This is a genomic window from Mesorhizobium sp. BH1-1-5 (assembly GCF_020165615.1).
In the GTDB taxonomy this organism is placed as follows: domain Bacteria; phylum Pseudomonadota; class Alphaproteobacteria; order Rhizobiales; family Rhizobiaceae; genus Mesorhizobium.
On sequence record NZ_JAIUIM010000005.1, the window covers coordinates 15,092 to 29,821 of the forward strand.

Genomic DNA, 14,730 nt, shown 5'->3' on the forward strand with positions numbered 1-14,730 from the left:
TAACGCCGAACGGATGGCAGGCCGGCATTCGCCACAAACAGCTTGCCGTTAGCTAAAACTTACAGATCGCTTGGGAGGAAGTGCCTCATGAAAACGCGTGCCGCCGTAGCCGTTGCCGCCGGAAAGCCGCTTGAGATCATGGAGGTGGACCTTGAAGGTCCGCGCGAGGGCGAGGTGCTGGTCGAGGTGAAGGCGACCGGCATCTGCCATACCGACGAGTTCACGCTGTCGGGCGCCGATCCGGAAGGCCTGTTCCCGGCGATCCTGGGCCATGAGGGCGCCGGCATCGTCATCGATGTCGGCAAGGGCGTGACCTCGGTCAGGAAGGGCGACCATGTCATCCCGCTTTACACGCCCGAATGCCGGCAGTGCCCGTCCTGCCTGTCGAGGAAGACCAATTTGTGCACCGCCATCCGCGCCACGCAGGGGCAAGGGTTGATGCCCGATGGTTCGTCACGCTTCTCGCTCGGGGGCGAAAAACTGTTCCACTATATGGGCTGCTCGACCTTCTCCAACTTCACCGTGCTGCCGGAGATCGCGGTGGCCAAGGTCAATCCCGACGCCCCCTTCGACAAGATCTGCTATATCGGCTGCGGGGTGACTACCGGCATCGGCGCCGTCATCAACACGGCCAAGGTCGAACAAGGGGCGACCGCGGTCGTCTTCGGCCTCGGCGGCATCGGCCTCAACGTCATCCAGGGGCTTCGCCTTGCCGGCGCCGACATGATCATCGGCGTCGATTTGAACAACGACAAGAAGGCTTGGGGCGAGAAGTTCGGCATGACGCATTTCGTCAATCCGAAGGAGATCGACGGCGACGTCGTGCCTTACCTGGTCAACATGACCAAGCGCGGCGCCGACCAGATCGGCGGCGCCGACTACACGTTCGACTGCACCGGCAACACCAAGGTGATGCGCCAGGCGCTGGAAGCCTCGCATCGCGGCTGGGGCAAGTCGGTCGTCATCGGCGTTGCCGGCGCCGGCCAGGAGATATCGACCAGGCCGTTCCAGTTGGTCACCGGCCGCAGCTGGATGGGCACCGCCTTCGGCGGCGCGCGCGGCCGCACCGATGTGCCCAGGATCGTCGACTGGTACATGGAGAAAAAGATCCAGATCGACCCGATGATCACCCACACGCTGAAGCTCGAGGACATCAACAAGGGTTTCGACCTCATGCATGAGGGCAAATCGATCAGGAGTGTCGTGGTTTACTGAAGCAACCCACCGGGCCGCAGGCCGGAGTGCCGGCGACCCTTTTTTGTCAACATGGGAGGAAACAGGAATGGCCGAAAAACTGCATCACTCGATCGACAATGGCTTGCCGAAGGAAAGCGCATCCTTCTCCGGCGGCACGCTGGTCTGTCTTTGCACCTCGAAGCCGGTGAAAGTGAAGGTCAAGGGCCAGATCGCCCACAACCACGCCTGCGGCTGCACCAAGTGCTGGAAGCCGGAGGGCGCCGTGTTCTCGGTCGTGGCCGTTGCCGGCACGGGCGACGTCACCGTGACGGAGAACGGCGACAAGCTGAAGGTGGTCGATCCGGCAGCACTCATCCAGCGCCATGCCTGCACCGGCTGCGGCGTCCACATGTACGGCCCGGTCGAGCGCGACCATCCCTTCAAGGGCCTGTCCTTCATCCATCCCGAGCGCTTCGAGGAGGACGGCTGGTCGCCACCGGGCTTCACCGCCTTCGTCTCCTCGATCATCGAATCCGGCGTCGACCCGAAGCGGATGGACGGCATCCGCGCCCAGCTGAAGTCGATCGGGCTCGAGCCCTATGACTGCCTCAACCCCGGCCTGATGGACTACATCGCCACCTGGACGGCGAAAAAGTCCGGCGCGCTGCCGGCCTGACAAGTTGCGATATTTCTGCCATGGGGCCGGTCGAAAGCCGGCCCCATATTCGTTTGGAGAGAAGATGCCCGCTCCCACCATCTATGTCGACGCCGATGCCTGCCCGGTCAAGGCAGAGGTCGAGAAGGTCGCCGAGCGCCATGGCGTCGTCGTCACCTATGTCTCCAATGGCGGCCTGCGGCCATCGCGCGATCCAATGATCCGCAACGTCGTCGTCTCCAAGGGAGCGGATGCGGCGGACGACTGGATCGTCGAGAACGCCCGGGCCAATGACATAGTGGTGACGGCCGATATCCCGCTGGCCGCGCGCACGGTGGCGCTCGGCGCGCATGTGCTCGGCCCCACCGGCCGCCCCTTCACGCCGGAGACCATCGGCATGGCGGTGGCGATGCGCGATTTGAAGCAGCATCTGCGCGAGACCGGCGAAAGCCGGGGCTTCAACGCCAGCTTCTCGCCAAAGGACAGATCGCAATTTCTCGGCGAGCTCGACCGCATCTTGCGGCGCGCGCTCAAATCCGTCACACCGGACTGATCCAACGTCTTCAGGGGCCTCGGGCCATGGGTGACGATCTCAAGACGCCGATGCATCGGCACATGCAGTTCGCCCTCGCCGCGGCCGTCGGCATCGTCGCGCTGCTGCTTGCCCTGTTGCTGCGCGCGCCGATGCCCTACTCGATCGGCGCAAATTTGTTCTTCGTAAGCTATATCGCCCTGGTGCTGGCCCTGATGCCCAGCCTCACCGGCCGCTATCTCAGCAAGAACGCGCGCGCGACCGACCTGCCGGTGTTCCTGATCTTCGCCGTCACGCTTTTTGTCGTCGGCGCGGCCATCGTCTCGCTGTTCCTGCTCATCAACCAGAAGGATGCCGCGCATCCCCTGCAGCTCGCCTTCGCCATGCTCTCGATCCCGCTCGGCTGGTTCACCATCCACGCCATGGCGTCCTTGCATTATGCCCATCTCTATTGGAAGGACGGCGACGAGATTGACGAGACGACCAAGAAGAAGATGCCGGTCGGCGGCCTCGATTTTCCCGGCGACAAGAGACCCGAAGGCTGGGATTTTCTCTACTTCGCGACGGTGATCGGCATGACGGCCCAGACGGCGGATACCGCCATCACGACCTCGCAAATGCGAGTGGTGGTGCTCGTCCATTCGATCCTGACCTTTTTCTTCAACACCGTGATCGTTGCCGCGGCGGTCAATCTCGCGGTCAGCCTGGGCGCTCCGTAATAAATCCGTGATCGCATGAAACATTGCCTTGTGCGGCGACGTATTGAGGGGGAGACAATGACCTGAGAAGCCGCCTGCACGAGGCGGCCGGAGGCAAGATGGACACTGTTGCCAACAACCAATCCGCCGCCAAGGCGGACGGCAAGGACACGACCCTCATCTATCGGCAGTCGCGCTGGACGCGGTTGACCCACTGGATCTGGGCTTTCTCGCTGTTCTTCATGCTGCTTTCCGGCCTGCAGATCTTCAATGCGCGGCCGCAGCTCTATATCGGCAAGCAGTCCGGCTTCGAGTTCAACAACACCATTCTCGAGATCGGCGCCGAAAACACCACGAACGGCCCCCGTGGTTTCACCGAAATCTTCGGTCATCGCTTCGACACCACCGGCGTGCTCGGCTGGTCTGGTCCACCCCGACAGCAGACGCAGCGCGCCTTCCCGGCCTGGGCGACGATCCCCTCTTACTACGATCTCGGCACCGCCCGCGTGGTGCATTTCTTCTTCGCCTGGATCCTGACCACGACGCTGCTCATCTGGCTGATCGCAGGCCTGATCAACGGCCACATCCGCCGCGACCTCGCCCCTCGCGTGTCGGACCTGCGCAGGCTGCCGCGCGACATCGTCGACCACGCAAAGCTGAAATTCCACCACACGCGCGAATACAACACGCTGCAGAAAATGGCCTATGGCGGCGTGCTTTTCGTGCTTTTGCCGCTGATGATCATAACCGGTCTCGCCATGTCGCCGAGCATGAATTCGGTGCTGCCCTGGCTCAACGAAATCCTCGGCGGCAGGCAGACGGCGCGCACCATCCACTTCACCGTCATGGTGCTGCTCGTCCTTTTCTTCATCATCCACATCCTGATGATCCTGGCCGCCGGCCCGATCAACGAGTTGCGCTCGATCATCACCGGCTGGTACCGCACCGACCCGCCTGCAAAGCACGACCAGCCGACCGAGAGGAGCGCCTGACATGGCAAAGTTCCAGATCAGCCCCAAGCTCCAAATGAGCCGAAGAAAGTTCCTCACCGCCAGCAGCCTTAGCCTGTCCGGCATCGCGCTCTCGGGCTGCGACGCGTTCGACAGCGGCCTCGGCATCGGCGGCGGCCTGCGCAACTTCCTCGAAAACGCCAATGGCCTGACCTGGCGCGCGCAACGCCTGCTCGCCGGCCGGGACGCGCTGGCGCCGGAATTCACCGAGGCCGATATCCGCCAGCCACAGCGACCGAATGGCGTCACGGCGCCCGACGACGACACCTACAAAGGTCTGCTCGCCAACAATTTCGCGGACTGGCGGCTGGAGGTAACCGGGCTTGTCGAAAAGCCTTTGTCGCTGACCCGCGAGCAGCTCCAGAACATGCCGAGCCGCACCCAGATCACCCGCCACGATTGCGTCGAAGGCTGGAGCTGCATCGCCAAATGGACCGGCACGCCGCTGTCGCTTGTGCTCGACCAGGCGGTGGTGAAGCCTGAGGCCCGCTACGTCATGTTCCACTGCCTCGACACGATCGAGCAAAGCCTGTCCGGCGACATCAAATATTACGGCACGATCGACCTGATCGACGCCCGCCATCCGCAGACGATCCTGGCCTATGGCCTGAATGGCAAGCCGCTGCCGGTCGAGAACGGCGCGCCGCTGCGCGTGCGGGTCGAGCGCCAGCTCGGCTACAAGATGCCGAAATATCTCTACAAGATCGAGCTGGTCGACAGCTTCGCCAAGGTCGGCGGCGGCCGCGGCGGCTATTGGGAAGACAATGGCTACGACTGGTATGGCGGGATTTGACGGGCCCTCGCCTGCAGGCCGAGCACGATCTTGCGGCAGCCGGGCCCGATGCCATCGAGGCGCGTCTCGACGCCGACAACCGGCGGCTGACCGGTCGTGGCGACGACCGCGCTCTCGTCTTTGTCCTACGGGATGATGAAGGGCGCGCCGTCGGGGCCGCTGCCGGTTATTCCTGGGCCGGCATCGCCGAGCTCACGCTGATGTGGGTCGACGAAGCCTATCGCGGCCTTGGCCACGGCAGGAAGCTGCTCGATGCCTTCGTCGCGGAGGCCGCCGCGCGCGGCTCGCTGCGGATATGGGTTTCGACCCACGACTTCCAGGCGCCAGGCTTGTACGAAAAAGCCGGCTTCGAGCGCATGGCCGAATTGACCGGGTGGCCCGAAGGCCATTCCAACATCATCCTTTGCAAGACGATCGGCTAGGCGGCGGCCGGACGAGCTTGGCGTTCAGTATGCGAAGCTCGGCGGCGCGATCATTCGTCCGAGCTGTCGAACGTGGTTTGGCCCGGCTCGGGCGGCGCGTCCCCCATCTCATCCGGATTATCCACCCTGCAGCCCATGCCGTGACATCCCTGATAGTTGCCATGGGTGTCGAAATTGGGATTGCCGTCCCTGTCGAATTGCGGCGTCGGGTCGATCCATCGATCGTCGCGGCGCGGCTTCGGCCTCGGATAGTAATTGTCCGAATGGCGGCCGTGCCTGTCATTGTTGTCGAGGATGGCGCCGACAATGCCGCCGACGATGATGGCCGCGGCCGCATCGCCCGGAGACGGCCTTCGGCCGGAGCCGGCGATCAGGAATTGCGCCGAGCAGCCCTTGTCCACCCAGATGCCGCCGCCGTCATAGCCCCAGCTTGTGCCGAACTGGCAACGCGACTTCGAAAGCCGGTTGGTCAATTGCACGCCGCCACGCGTGTCGACCCCGCAATAGGAGTAGCGGTAGTTGGAACTCGAGCAGACCAAGCGCATCGGGCCTGCGGCCTGCGCGGCATCGGGCAGCAGCGACAGTTGCGCCGGATTGCCCAGGAAGCTGGCCAGCAACACCATCGAACCGGTAACCGCCATCCGCGCCGACATCGCAAGTCTCCAATTGGGTTCGCTATCGACAGAATGGCACCTCTGTGTAAGTCTTACAACCAGACAGACTGCAGCGAGGATATATTCATGCGCGCTAACAAAATGATCGCGGCGATCATACTTGTTCTCTCTGCCTGGCTGGCGTTATTGCCGGCTCGCGCCGACGACAGCCTGAAGCGCGTCATCGACCAGAAGACACTGACGGTCGGCGTGGCGCTCAACCCGCCATGGATCCTCAAGAACGCGGACGGCAAATTCGCGGGCTACGATGTCGACCTGACCAGCGCCCTGGCGTCCGATCTCGGCGTCGACCTGAAGCTGGTCGAAGTGCCGTGGAACGACCTGAAGACGCGTCTGCTCAAGGGCGATTTCGACCTGATCGCCGCGGGCTATGCCAGCACGCCGGAGCGCGCTCGCGAGGTTGTGTTCTCCAATCCGACCGGCACCGCCGACATTCGCATGGTGGCCTCGATCGCCAGCCTCGGCAAAAGGCCGGGAAAGGCGCTGACGGCGCCGGGATATAAGATCGCCGTGCTGTCCAATTCCACCGACGAGGCGGCTGCCAAGGAAGCCTTTCCGAAGGCGAACATCCTGTCCTTCGACAACACGGCCGACGTCTTTGCCGCGATCATCGGCGGCGACGCGCAGGCGATGGTCGCCACCTCGCCGACGCCGCAGATGGCGGCGAGGCTCTACGATGCGAAATTCAGGCTGGTCGGCGGCCCGCTGCTGCGCACGCCGGAGGCATTCGCCCTGCGCCCCGACGACATCCGCCTCGTCCAATACGTCAACAACTGGATCGGCGCGCGCGTCGCCGACGGCACCATCGCCGGTGTCCGACGTTACTGGTTCGGCGGCTTCAAATGGATGTCGCGCTTCGATACCTCGGCCAAGCCGGACCAGGCCAAGACAGACCAGGCCAAGCCGGAACCAACCAAGCCCAAGCAGTAAGGCTAGGCCACTTTCTCGAGCAGCGGCTTCAGGGCCGGATGGATTTCCGGCGAAGCCTGCCTGATCAGCGTCAGCAGCGCGCGCTCGTTGTCGCGCAGCGGCCGCTGGCCGCCGCCGACGCGCTCGGCAAGCCATTCGGCCTCGCTGGCATCGATCGTCTCGGCGCGGCGGGCTAGCGCCTCGTTGGCCCGGTTCCTGGCTTCCCATTCCGCCTCGATATCGCCGGGCGAATGATAGGCTTCGCGGATCGCGGCGAACCCGCCCGAGACCATCCGGCTGAAGAAACCGCCAAGCGTCGGGCACGCCTCGTCGAGGAAGGTCTCGTGGCGAAGCGCCACCTCCCGCGTCGGCGGCTCGTAGCCGGTCGAGCACATGATATAGTTGGCGATCGCCTTGACGAAGAGGTCGTTCCAGGACGGATCGTTGTCGGCCGCCGCGGTCCGGTCGTTGATCCTGAACAGGACCTCCGCCTCGGCCTTGCTGATGGCGATGTTGCCGTCGCCGCCATAGGCGTAGAGGATGCGGCGCAAGAGATCGACCTCGGACTTGGCGACATGGCCGGGAACCAGGCTGCCGCCATGCATCAGCGGACCCTTGCCGTCCATCACCGCATGCGCGACCTGTTCCAGCGCATAGGCCGAGAGCTGGCCGGGCGAGGATTTCGCTTCCTCCAGCACATGCACCAGCAGCTCGAGCTCGGTTTGGCTGTCGACCATGCCGTCGCGCGAGATCGTGCGGACCAGCCAGTCGGCATTCTGCTCGGAGATATAGCCTTCCGGCTTTTCCTGGTGAACGATGTAGTCGGTCACCGCCTCGACGAAGAACGGCGTCCACTCGCCGCATTTGTCGCGCGCCGTCTGGTCGAGCGCGAACAGCGCCTCCGCCTCCCCGCGGCTCACCACGCCGTCCGCGAACACCTCGCGCCGCAGCATCGTCACGTCTTCGGCCGTGATCTTGTTCTTCGAGGTCAGCCCCGCCACCGGAGCGCTCATGATCAATTCGCCCATTTGCCGTCCCTGCCCGTCGCCTTTGCCGGCGTTATCCGTCAGCTTTATCAGCATTGTCTTGAGAAACCGGCAAATGGCGTGGTTAGCGAAGCCTTGCCGGTTTGGGCGCTTAAGATGCGTCGAGATTCAGGTCAGGCCGAGCCGAAAGTGGTGGCTTGCGAGAACCGGAGCGGAGCGTACTAAAGTACGTGAGCACCGGAAGCGCAGGAAGCCGCTACTTGCAGGCCGGCCTCACCTGAATATCGGCGCATCTTAAATGTCGCTGGGAGGTGACAAGGTGTCGCCGACGGGCTATGGATGGCGCGTCGAGGGCTCGGGCAACTGAGTCCTACCTGTTTGCGGGAGAGAGCAGCGAAAGCTGTCGCCGAAGGGGAAATCGCCCGAAATCTCTCAGGCAAAAGAACCGTAAACGGGAAAGACAACTCTGGAAAGTCGGGAATCTTCCCGCGCCGAAGGTGTAAGCGCTGCCGACAGAGTTACGGGGCGCAAGTCTCTCAGGCTTCAGACAGAGGGGCACGAACTAGGCCGCCTACGGCGGTCGATTGCGTGCGACTCTGGAGAAGACATGACAGGCGACCACACCAGACATCTGCCCCTTGAGGATTTGCATCAGGCCGCGGGGGCGCGCTTCGGCGCCTTCGCCGGCTGGTCGATGCCGCTCACCTACCCACCCGGCGTGATGAAGGAGCATCTTCACACGCGCGAGCATGCCGGCCTGTTCGACATCTCGCATATGAAGCTGTTCGAGGTCTCCGGTCCGGGGGCCGCCGCGTTGTTGAACCGCGCCTGCCCGCTCGACGCCGGCGCGCTGGACATCTCGCAGTCCAAATACACTTTCTTCCTCAACGAGGCGGCAGGCATCATTGACGACCTGATCGTCACGCGCCTGGGCGACGACCGGTTCATGGTGGTGGCCAATGCCGGCAACGCGGTGGAGGACGAGAAGCATCTACGGGACTTCTCCGCCGACTTCGATGCCAGGGTCGAGCCGCTCGACCGCGTTTTCCTGGCGATCCAGGGTCCGGACGCCTGGGCCGCGCTTGCCAGGGCTGGCATCGAAACCGGCTCGCTGCTCTTCATGCATGGGGTCGAACCGCGTCAAAACTGGTTCATGAGCCGCTCCGGCTACACCGGCGAGGACGGTTTCGAGATCGGCCTGCCGGAGGCGGATGCCCGCGATCTCGTCGCCAGCCTGCTCAAGGACGAGCGCGTGCAGTGGATTGGCCTTGCCGCGCGCGACAGCCTGCGGCTTGAGGCCGGTCTTTGCCTGCACGGCCAGGACCTGACGCCGGAGATCGACCCGGCAAGCGCCGGACTGATGTGGGCGATACCCAAGGAGATCCGGGCCGCCGGCCATTTCATCGGCGCCGGCGCGCTGCGCTCGATCATCGAGCGCGGGCCGTCGCAGAAACGCGCCGGCCTGAAGCCTGACGGGCGCCAGCCGGTGCGCGCCGGCGCGGCGCTCATCGATGGCGACGGAAATCCGGCCGGCCACGTCACATCGGGCGGTTTCGGCCCTTCGACGGGCCACCCCGTCGCCATGGGCTACGTCGACACCGCGCTGGCCAAGCCCGGCACCAAACTCTTCGCCGACGTCCGCGGGACGAAAATCCCGGTCGATGTCGCGTCCCTGCCCTTCACCCCACACCGTTACCGCAAAGGATGATTTCCAGATGGCAAAGACCTATTTCACCGAAGACCATGAGTGGCTGCGCGTCGAGGGCGGCGTCGCCACTGTCGGCATCACCGACTATGCGCAGGAACAGCTCGGCGATCTCGTCTTCGTCGAGCTGCCGGAAATCGGCCGCAAGCTCGCCAAGGGCGACACCGCCGTCGTCGTCGAATCCGTAAAGGCGGCATCGGACGTCTACGCGCCGGTCGACGGCGAGATCACCGAAGCCAACGCCTCGCTGTCGGCCGACCCCTCGCTGGTCAATTCGGCCGCGACCGGCGACGGCTGGCTCTGGAAGATGAAGCTCGCCAACGAAAGCCAACTCGACAGCCTCATGGATGAGGCCGGCTACAAAGCCCATATCGGCTGATATCAGGACATAAAGACATGACCGCAGCGCTTACTCCCTTCTCGGCCCGCCATATCGGTCCGGGTGTCAATGATGTCAGAGCCATGCTTGCCGTGATCGGCGTCCCGTCCGTCGAGACGCTGATCAGCCAGGCGGTGCCGCGGTCGATCCGCCTCGACCTGCCGCTCAACCTGCCCGCTCCAGCGAGCGAAGCAGAAGCGCTGGCCGAATTGTCGGCGATCATGGCGAAGAACACGGTGCTGAAGAGCTTCATCGGCGCCGGCTATCATGGCGTCTTCGTGCCGCCGGTCATCCAGCGCAACCTGTTCGAGAACCCGGCCTGGTACACGGCCTACACGCCCTACCAGGCCGAGATCAGCCAAGGCCGGCTGGAAATGCTGTTCAATTTCCAGACCCTGGTCGCCGAGCTCACCGGCCTGCCGGTGGCGTCAGCCTCTCTCCTCGATGAAGCGACCGCCGTCGCCGAGGCCGTCGGCATCGCGCTGCGCCATCATCGCGACAAGCGCACCAAGGTGGCGCTCGCCGGCACGCCGCATCCGCAGACGCTGGACGTCGTGCGCACCCGCGCCGAGCCGCTCGGCATCGAGGTCGACGGCGAGACGATCGACGACAACACCGCCGCCCTGCTCGTCTCCTGGCCAGATACCTTCGGCGTCTATGGCGACCACAAGGCGGCGATCGAAAAGGCCCGCGCTACAGGCGCACTGGTCGTCTTCATTGCCGACCCGCTGGCGCTGACGCTGGCTGACGCGCCGGCGAAGCTCGGTGCCGACATCGCCGTCGGCCCCATGCAGCGCTTCGGCGTGCCGATGGGATTTGGCGGTCCGCACGCCGCCTATTGCGCCGTTTCCGACAAATTGACCCGCCTGATGCCTGGCCGCCTCGTCGGTCAGTCTACCGATACCAAGGGCCGCCCGGGCTACCGGCTGGCGCTGCAGACGCGCGAGCAGCACATCCGCCGCGACAAGGCCACCTCCAACATCTGCACCGCGCAGGCGCTGCTCGCCAACATGGCGACGGCCTATGCGATCTGGCACGGCCCCGCCGGCCTGCAGGCGATTGCTGGGCAGATTCGTGGGTTGGCCGGCCGCCTCGCCTCGGGTCTCAAGGCCGCTGGCGTATCGGTGCTTGGCACGAGCCGCTTCGACACGGTCACCGCCGAAGTGAAGGGCAAGGCCGCGGCAATTGCCGCCGCCGCCGAGAAGACCGGCCGGCTGTTGCGCCTCATCGATGCCGACCGCGTCAGCGTCGCCTTCGACGAGACCTCCACGGAAGCCGATCTCGAGGCGATCGCCGCTCTGTTCGGGGCCAAGCCCGGCGCGGCGGGAGACAGCTCCATGCCGGGCAAGCCGCGCGGCAAGGAATTCCTGACCCAGCCGGTCTTCCACGACAACCATTCCGAAACCGAGATGATGCGCTTCCTGCGCCGGCTGGCCGATAAGGATCTGGCGCTCGACCGCACCATGATCCCGCTCGGATCCTGCACCATGAAGCTCAACGCCGCCGCCGAGATGATGCCGGTGAGCTGGCCGAGCGTCGCCAATCTGCATCCCTTCGCGCCGGCCGGCCATTCCGAGGGCTATCGCAAGATGGCCGACGACCTGGAAGCTTGGTTGTCGGAAATCACCGGGTTCGACGCCGTCAGCCTGCAGCCCAATGCCGGCAGCCAGGGCGAATATGCCGGCCTGCTCGCCATCCGCGCCTATCACCGCGCTCGCGGCGAAGGCCACCGCACCATTTGCCTGATCCCGTCCTCCGCGCATGGCACCAACCCGGCAAGCGCTGCGATGGCGGGCATGAACGTCGTCGTCGTGCGCTGCCTGGATGACGGCAATATCGACATGGACGACCTGCGCGCCAAGGCCAACGAGCATTCCAAGAACCTTGCCGCGCTGATGTTCACCTACCCCTCGACGCATGGCGTCTACGAGGAAGGCGCGCGTCATCTCTGCGCGCTGATCCACGAGCATGGCGGCCAGGTCTATTTCGACGGCGCCAATCTCAACGCGCTCGTCGGCCTCGCCCGCCCCGGCGACATCGGCGCCGACGTCTGCCACATGAACCTGCACAAGACCTTCTGCATTCCGCATGGCGGCGGCGGCCCGGGCGTCGGCCCGATCGGCGTCAGGGCGCATCTGAAACCCTATCTGCCGGGCCATGTCACCGAAGGCTCGGCGCATGCCGTTGCCGCCGCCCCCTTCGGCAGCGCGTCCATCCTGCCGATCACGTGGATGTACATCCGCATGATGGGTGGCTCCGGCCTGAAGCAGGCGACCGAGACGGCGATCGTTTCGGCCAACTATGTGGCGACCCGGCTCGCGCCGCACTACCCGCTGCTCTACAAGGGCCGGAGCGACCGCATCGCGCATGAGTGCATCCTCGACACGCGCGTGCTCAAGGACAGCGCCGGCATTAGCGTCGACGACATCGCCAAGCGCCTGATCGACTACGGTTTCCACGCGCCGACCATGTCGTTCCCGGTCGCCGGCACGCTGATGGTGGAACCGACCGAGTCCGAGCCTAAGGGTGAGCTCGACCGCTTCTGCGAGGCGATGATCGCCATCGCAGGCGAGGCTGCGAAAGTGGCGAAGGGCGAATGGCCATCCGGCGACAACCCTCTGGTCAACGCCCCGCACACCGCGGCGGAAGCGCTTGCCGGTGAGTGGAAACATCCCTACTCGCGGCTGGAGGCGGCCTATCCGGCGGGCGACGCCGATCTGGCGGCGAAATACTGGCCGCCGGTCTCGCGCATCGACAACGTGGCCGGCGACCGCAACCTGGTCTGCTCCTGCCCGCCGCTGTCGGAATATCTCGGCGCCGCGGAGTAGCGTTTGCTCAGGCAGTCTTCAGGGCCGGTCCGGCATCGGGCTGGCTCGCTTCGTCCCGAGCGATGACGCGGTTGCGCCCGGCACGCTTGGCCGCGTAAAGCGCGGCGTCCGCTTGCGCCAGCACTTCGTCGAGGGGACGGCCCGCGGCCGAGCCGAATCCCATGCCGCCGCTGACGCTGTTGCGCAGCGGGCCGCGATGGGTCGGAACGACCTCGGTGCCGAAAGCGACGCCGATCCGGCTTGCCATGTCATGCGCCTTTTCCGGCGTCACGCGCGTCATGACGAGCGCGAATTCCTCGCCGCCCAGCCGAAAGGCGTCGACCCCTGCCCTGCCGTATTTCTTGATCACCGCCGCGAAGCGGCAAAGGACCTGGTCGCCGACGGGATGGCCGAAAACGTCGTTGGTCATCTTGAAATGGTCGAGATCGAACATGGCGATCGCCATGAATGGACCGAAGCGGCGGTCGCCATAGAGCTCGTTGAGCGCCCTGCGGTTCATCAGGCCAGTCAGCGGATCGGTCATGGTTTCAGCCTTGAGCTCGATCTGCGCCTGCAGATGGTGCAGCGAAAGCGTCAGCGCGCCGAGGCCTGTCATGCAGGCGACCGCGACGACGGAGTTCAGCCGCTCCGCCCAATTGTCGGGCGCAGCACCCAGCACCCACTGCCCTTGCGCCAGCAACGCCAGGCCGCACAGCGCGAAGGACAAGCCGCAGGCGCCGCTGAGGAACGAAACGACGAGCAGGATCCGGCGGTCGTGATCCCCCTTCATCCAGAACATCGCCCCGATCGCCGCGAGCAACGCCGTCACGGCCGCATAGGTGATCTGGAAGCCGATGCCGTCGAAGCCGAGATAGGTGACCAGCGCGCAGGCCGCCATCGCGGCCAGCGCCGGCACGATGGCGCGGCGGTAGTCGCGGAAGCCGAGATACTGCATGGCCGACAGGCAGATGATCAGGAAACCCAGGGTCAGCAGCGCCAACACCGCCTGGCACAGCCAGGGATCGGGATCCTTGGTGTAGCGCCAGAACGCGACGACATGGGCGACGAGCACGAGGATGCCGCAGGCGACCGTGAGCACGAAGCGCGCCCGCGGCGTGGTCAGCCAGATCGCAAACATGGTGATGCTGAGGCAGGTGCCCGACAGCGCCGCCGCGAGCAGGAGCGAACTGAAATCCAACATCCCTGAAGAACTGCCTCTAGCGTCTAGCCGGTGCCCGTCCCCTCAATGTAGGCTGGCGGCAGCTGGCGCAAACCGTTTTCGGCCGATGCCCAACGCTACCTCGACACAGGGTTTACAAAGCGTCGACATGTGAGGCGAAATCCCGTGACAGTACACGGGATGCGCGAACCGCAGAGGCATCAGCCCTTGTCGAGCAGCGCCAGATTGGCGTTGACCACCGTCTGGTCGGCCATGCCCGCCTTGGCTTCGAGCAGCAGCGTGCGCGCCTTTTTCTTGTTGCCGCGCAAGAGCTGCGAATAACCCATATTGTTGACGATCTGCGGCTTGCGTCCCGCGACCTTCAGCAACTGCGCATAGGCGCGGTCGGCGAAGTCGAAGCGGCCAAGCTCGTCATAGGATGCGGCAAGCCCCATCCAGGCCTCGGCATTGTCGGATTTGAGTTCGACCGCCTTGCGGAAATGCTGTTCGGCCAGGCCGAAATTCGCCTCGCGGAACTGCGCCTTGCCTTCGACGAGGTCGTTGGCGCTGACATCCTTGGCCACCGGCTGGATCGCCGTGGTCTTGGTCGTGTCGACGTTGTTGTTCGTCGTACAGCCGGTGATCATCAAGACGGCCGCCAACGCCGCCGCTGCCCTGGGAAGTCTCTGACGCATGCCCCTGCCCCATCGCCCGATTTGCCGGGTCGTTCTTCAGGAAAAACAATACAGAAGAGCGATTAAGCTTCGGTGCCGAAATGCAGCTAAAATTCGGTTGCGCGCCAAGGATGCGTTAACCAGCGTCCCG

15 protein-coding genes and 1 riboswitch are annotated in these 14,730 nt (G+C 64.6%); of the genes, 11 read left to right on the forward strand and 4 right to left on the reverse strand.

Features of this window, described 5'->3' with window-relative positions; genetic code table 11:
* Positions 1-87: 87 nt before the first annotated feature.
* The 7 genes from LB572_RS08065 to LB572_RS08095 all read left to right on the forward strand — a co-directional run bounded on the left by LB572_RS08065 (position 88) and on the right by LB572_RS08095 (position 5,286).
* Positions 88-1,215 carry an S-(hydroxymethyl)glutathione dehydrogenase/class III alcohol dehydrogenase gene (locus tag LB572_RS08065; RefSeq protein WP_224667354.1) on the forward strand — a complete coding sequence of 376 codons (1,128 nt, stop codon included), beginning with the start codon at positions 88-90 and terminating at the stop codon, positions 1,213-1,215.
* Positions 1,216-1,282: 67 nt separating this feature from the next.
* Positions 1,283-1,852: an S-(hydroxymethyl)glutathione synthase gene (gene gfa, locus LB572_RS08070; protein WP_140806974.1), complete on the forward strand. Its 570-nt coding sequence runs from the start codon at positions 1,283-1,285 to the stop codon at positions 1,850-1,852.
* Positions 1,853-1,916: 64 nt separating this feature from the next.
* Entirely contained in the window at positions 1,917-2,384 is a 468-nt protein-coding gene (locus LB572_RS08075) for a YaiI/YqxD family protein (RefSeq protein ID WP_224667355.1), read from the forward strand.
* Positions 2,385-2,410: 26 nt separating this feature from the next.
* Positions 2,411-3,082 (forward strand): DUF1345 domain-containing protein, encoded by a 672-nt coding sequence (locus LB572_RS08080; RefSeq protein ID WP_224667356.1) that lies wholly within the window; start codon positions 2,411-2,413, stop codon positions 3,080-3,082.
* 98 nt (positions 3,083-3,180) lie between these two features.
* Positions 3,181-4,053 carry a cytochrome b/b6 domain-containing protein gene (locus LB572_RS08085; RefSeq protein WP_224667357.1) on the forward strand — a complete coding sequence of 291 codons (873 nt, stop codon included), beginning with the start codon at positions 3,181-3,183 and terminating at the stop codon, positions 4,051-4,053.
* A gap of 1 nt (position 4,054) precedes the next feature.
* Entirely contained in the window at positions 4,055-4,864 is an 810-nt protein-coding gene (locus LB572_RS08090) for a molybdopterin-binding protein (RefSeq protein WP_224667358.1), read from the forward strand.
* A complete protein-coding gene (locus tag LB572_RS08095; protein ID WP_140807388.1) occupies positions 4,861-5,286 on the forward strand; it encodes a GNAT family N-acetyltransferase in 426 nt (141 codons plus the stop codon). The genes LB572_RS08090 and LB572_RS08095 overlap by 4 nt, the downstream gene beginning before the upstream one ends.
* A 50-nt stretch (positions 5,287-5,336) precedes the next feature.
* Here LB572_RS08095 and LB572_RS08100 read toward each other — a convergent pair whose 3' ends face one another.
* Positions 5,337-5,939, reverse strand: coding sequence for a DUF3011 domain-containing protein (locus LB572_RS08100; protein ID WP_224667359.1), 603 nt, complete (start codon positions 5,937-5,939; stop codon positions 5,337-5,339).
* 87 nt (positions 5,940-6,026) lie between these two features.
* On the opposite strand from LB572_RS08100, the gene LB572_RS08105 reads away from it, so the two are divergent.
* Positions 6,027-6,890 (forward strand): transporter substrate-binding domain-containing protein, encoded by an 864-nt coding sequence (locus tag LB572_RS08105; RefSeq protein ID WP_224667360.1) that lies wholly within the window; start codon positions 6,027-6,029, stop codon positions 6,888-6,890.
* Between the two features lie 2 nt (positions 6,891-6,892).
* Here LB572_RS08105 and LB572_RS08110 read toward each other — a convergent pair whose 3' ends face one another.
* The gene (locus tag LB572_RS08110) at positions 6,893-7,897 is read right to left on the reverse strand and encodes a hypothetical protein (protein WP_224667361.1); all 1,005 of its coding nucleotides are present in this window, start codon (positions 7,895-7,897) and stop codon (positions 6,893-6,895) included.
* 329 nt (positions 7,898-8,226) lie between these two features.
* Positions 8,227-8,313: riboswitch (glycine riboswitch) on the forward strand.
* A 149-nt stretch (positions 8,314-8,462) separates the two neighbouring features.
* On the opposite strand from LB572_RS08110, the gene gcvT reads away from it, so the two are divergent.
* The 3 genes from gcvT to gcvP are packed head-to-tail and all read left to right on the forward strand — an operon-like array spanning position 8,463 to position 12,767.
* A complete protein-coding gene (gcvT, locus tag LB572_RS08115) occupies positions 8,463-9,563 on the forward strand; it encodes a glycine cleavage system aminomethyltransferase GcvT (protein WP_224667362.1) in 1,101 nt (366 codons plus the stop codon).
* A gap of 7 nt (positions 9,564-9,570) precedes the next feature.
* A complete protein-coding gene (gene gcvH, locus LB572_RS08120; protein WP_140647821.1) occupies positions 9,571-9,939 on the forward strand; it encodes a glycine cleavage system protein GcvH in 369 nt (122 codons plus the stop codon).
* Positions 9,940-9,956: 17 nt separating this feature from the next.
* On the forward strand, positions 9,957-12,767 hold the full coding sequence (gene gcvP / locus LB572_RS08125) for an aminomethyl-transferring glycine dehydrogenase (RefSeq protein ID WP_224667363.1): 2,811 nt from the start codon (positions 9,957-9,959) through the stop codon (positions 12,765-12,767).
* Between the two features lie 7 nt (positions 12,768-12,774).
* Here the strand turns inward: gcvP and LB572_RS08130 are convergent, their stop codons facing one another.
* Both LB572_RS08130 and LB572_RS08135 read right to left on the reverse strand, forming a co-directional pair.
* A complete protein-coding gene (locus LB572_RS08130) occupies positions 12,775-13,947 on the reverse strand; it encodes a GGDEF domain-containing protein (RefSeq protein WP_224667364.1) in 1,173 nt (390 codons plus the stop codon).
* A 179-nt stretch (positions 13,948-14,126) separates the two neighbouring features.
* Positions 14,127-14,600, reverse strand: coding sequence for a tetratricopeptide repeat protein (locus LB572_RS08135; RefSeq protein ID WP_140807396.1), 474 nt, complete (start codon positions 14,598-14,600; stop codon positions 14,127-14,129).
* Between the last annotated feature and the right edge of the window lie 130 nt (positions 14,601-14,730).

Coding starts and splice junctions, on each gene's coding strand:
- LB572_RS08065 (WP_224667354.1), top strand. CDS start 88: ATGAAAACGCGTGCCGCCGTAGCCGTTGCCGCCGGAAAGCCGCTTGAG.
- gfa (WP_140806974.1), top strand. CDS start 1,283: ATGGCCGAAAAACTGCATCACTCGATCGACAATGGCTTGCCGAAGGAA.
- LB572_RS08075 (WP_224667355.1), top strand. CDS start 1,917: ATGCCCGCTCCCACCATCTATGTCGACGCCGATGCCTGCCCGGTCAAG.
- LB572_RS08080 (WP_224667356.1), top strand. CDS start 2,411: ATGGGTGACGATCTCAAGACGCCGATGCATCGGCACATGCAGTTCGCC.
- LB572_RS08085 (WP_224667357.1), top strand. CDS start 3,181: ATGGACACTGTTGCCAACAACCAATCCGCCGCCAAGGCGGACGGCAAG.
- LB572_RS08090 (WP_224667358.1), top strand. CDS start 4,055: ATGGCAAAGTTCCAGATCAGCCCCAAGCTCCAAATGAGCCGAAGAAAG.
- LB572_RS08100 (WP_224667359.1), bottom strand. CDS start 5,939: ATGTCGGCGCGGATGGCGGTTACCGGTTCGATGGTGTTGCTGGCCAGC.
- LB572_RS08105 (WP_224667360.1), top strand. CDS start 6,027: ATGCGCGCTAACAAAATGATCGCGGCGATCATACTTGTTCTCTCTGCC.
- LB572_RS08110 (WP_224667361.1), bottom strand. CDS start 7,897: ATGGGCGAATTGATCATGAGCGCTCCGGTGGCGGGGCTGACCTCGAAG.
- gcvT (WP_224667362.1), top strand. CDS start 8,463: ATGACAGGCGACCACACCAGACATCTGCCCCTTGAGGATTTGCATCAG.
- gcvH (WP_140647821.1), top strand. CDS start 9,571: ATGGCAAAGACCTATTTCACCGAAGACCATGAGTGGCTGCGCGTCGAG.
- gcvP (WP_224667363.1), top strand. CDS start 9,957: ATGACCGCAGCGCTTACTCCCTTCTCGGCCCGCCATATCGGTCCGGGT.
- LB572_RS08130 (WP_224667364.1), bottom strand. CDS start 13,947: ATGTTGGATTTCAGTTCGCTCCTGCTCGCGGCGGCGCTGTCGGGCACC.
- LB572_RS08135 (WP_140807396.1), bottom strand. CDS start 14,600: ATGCGTCAGAGACTTCCCAGGGCAGCGGCGGCGTTGGCGGCCGTCTTG.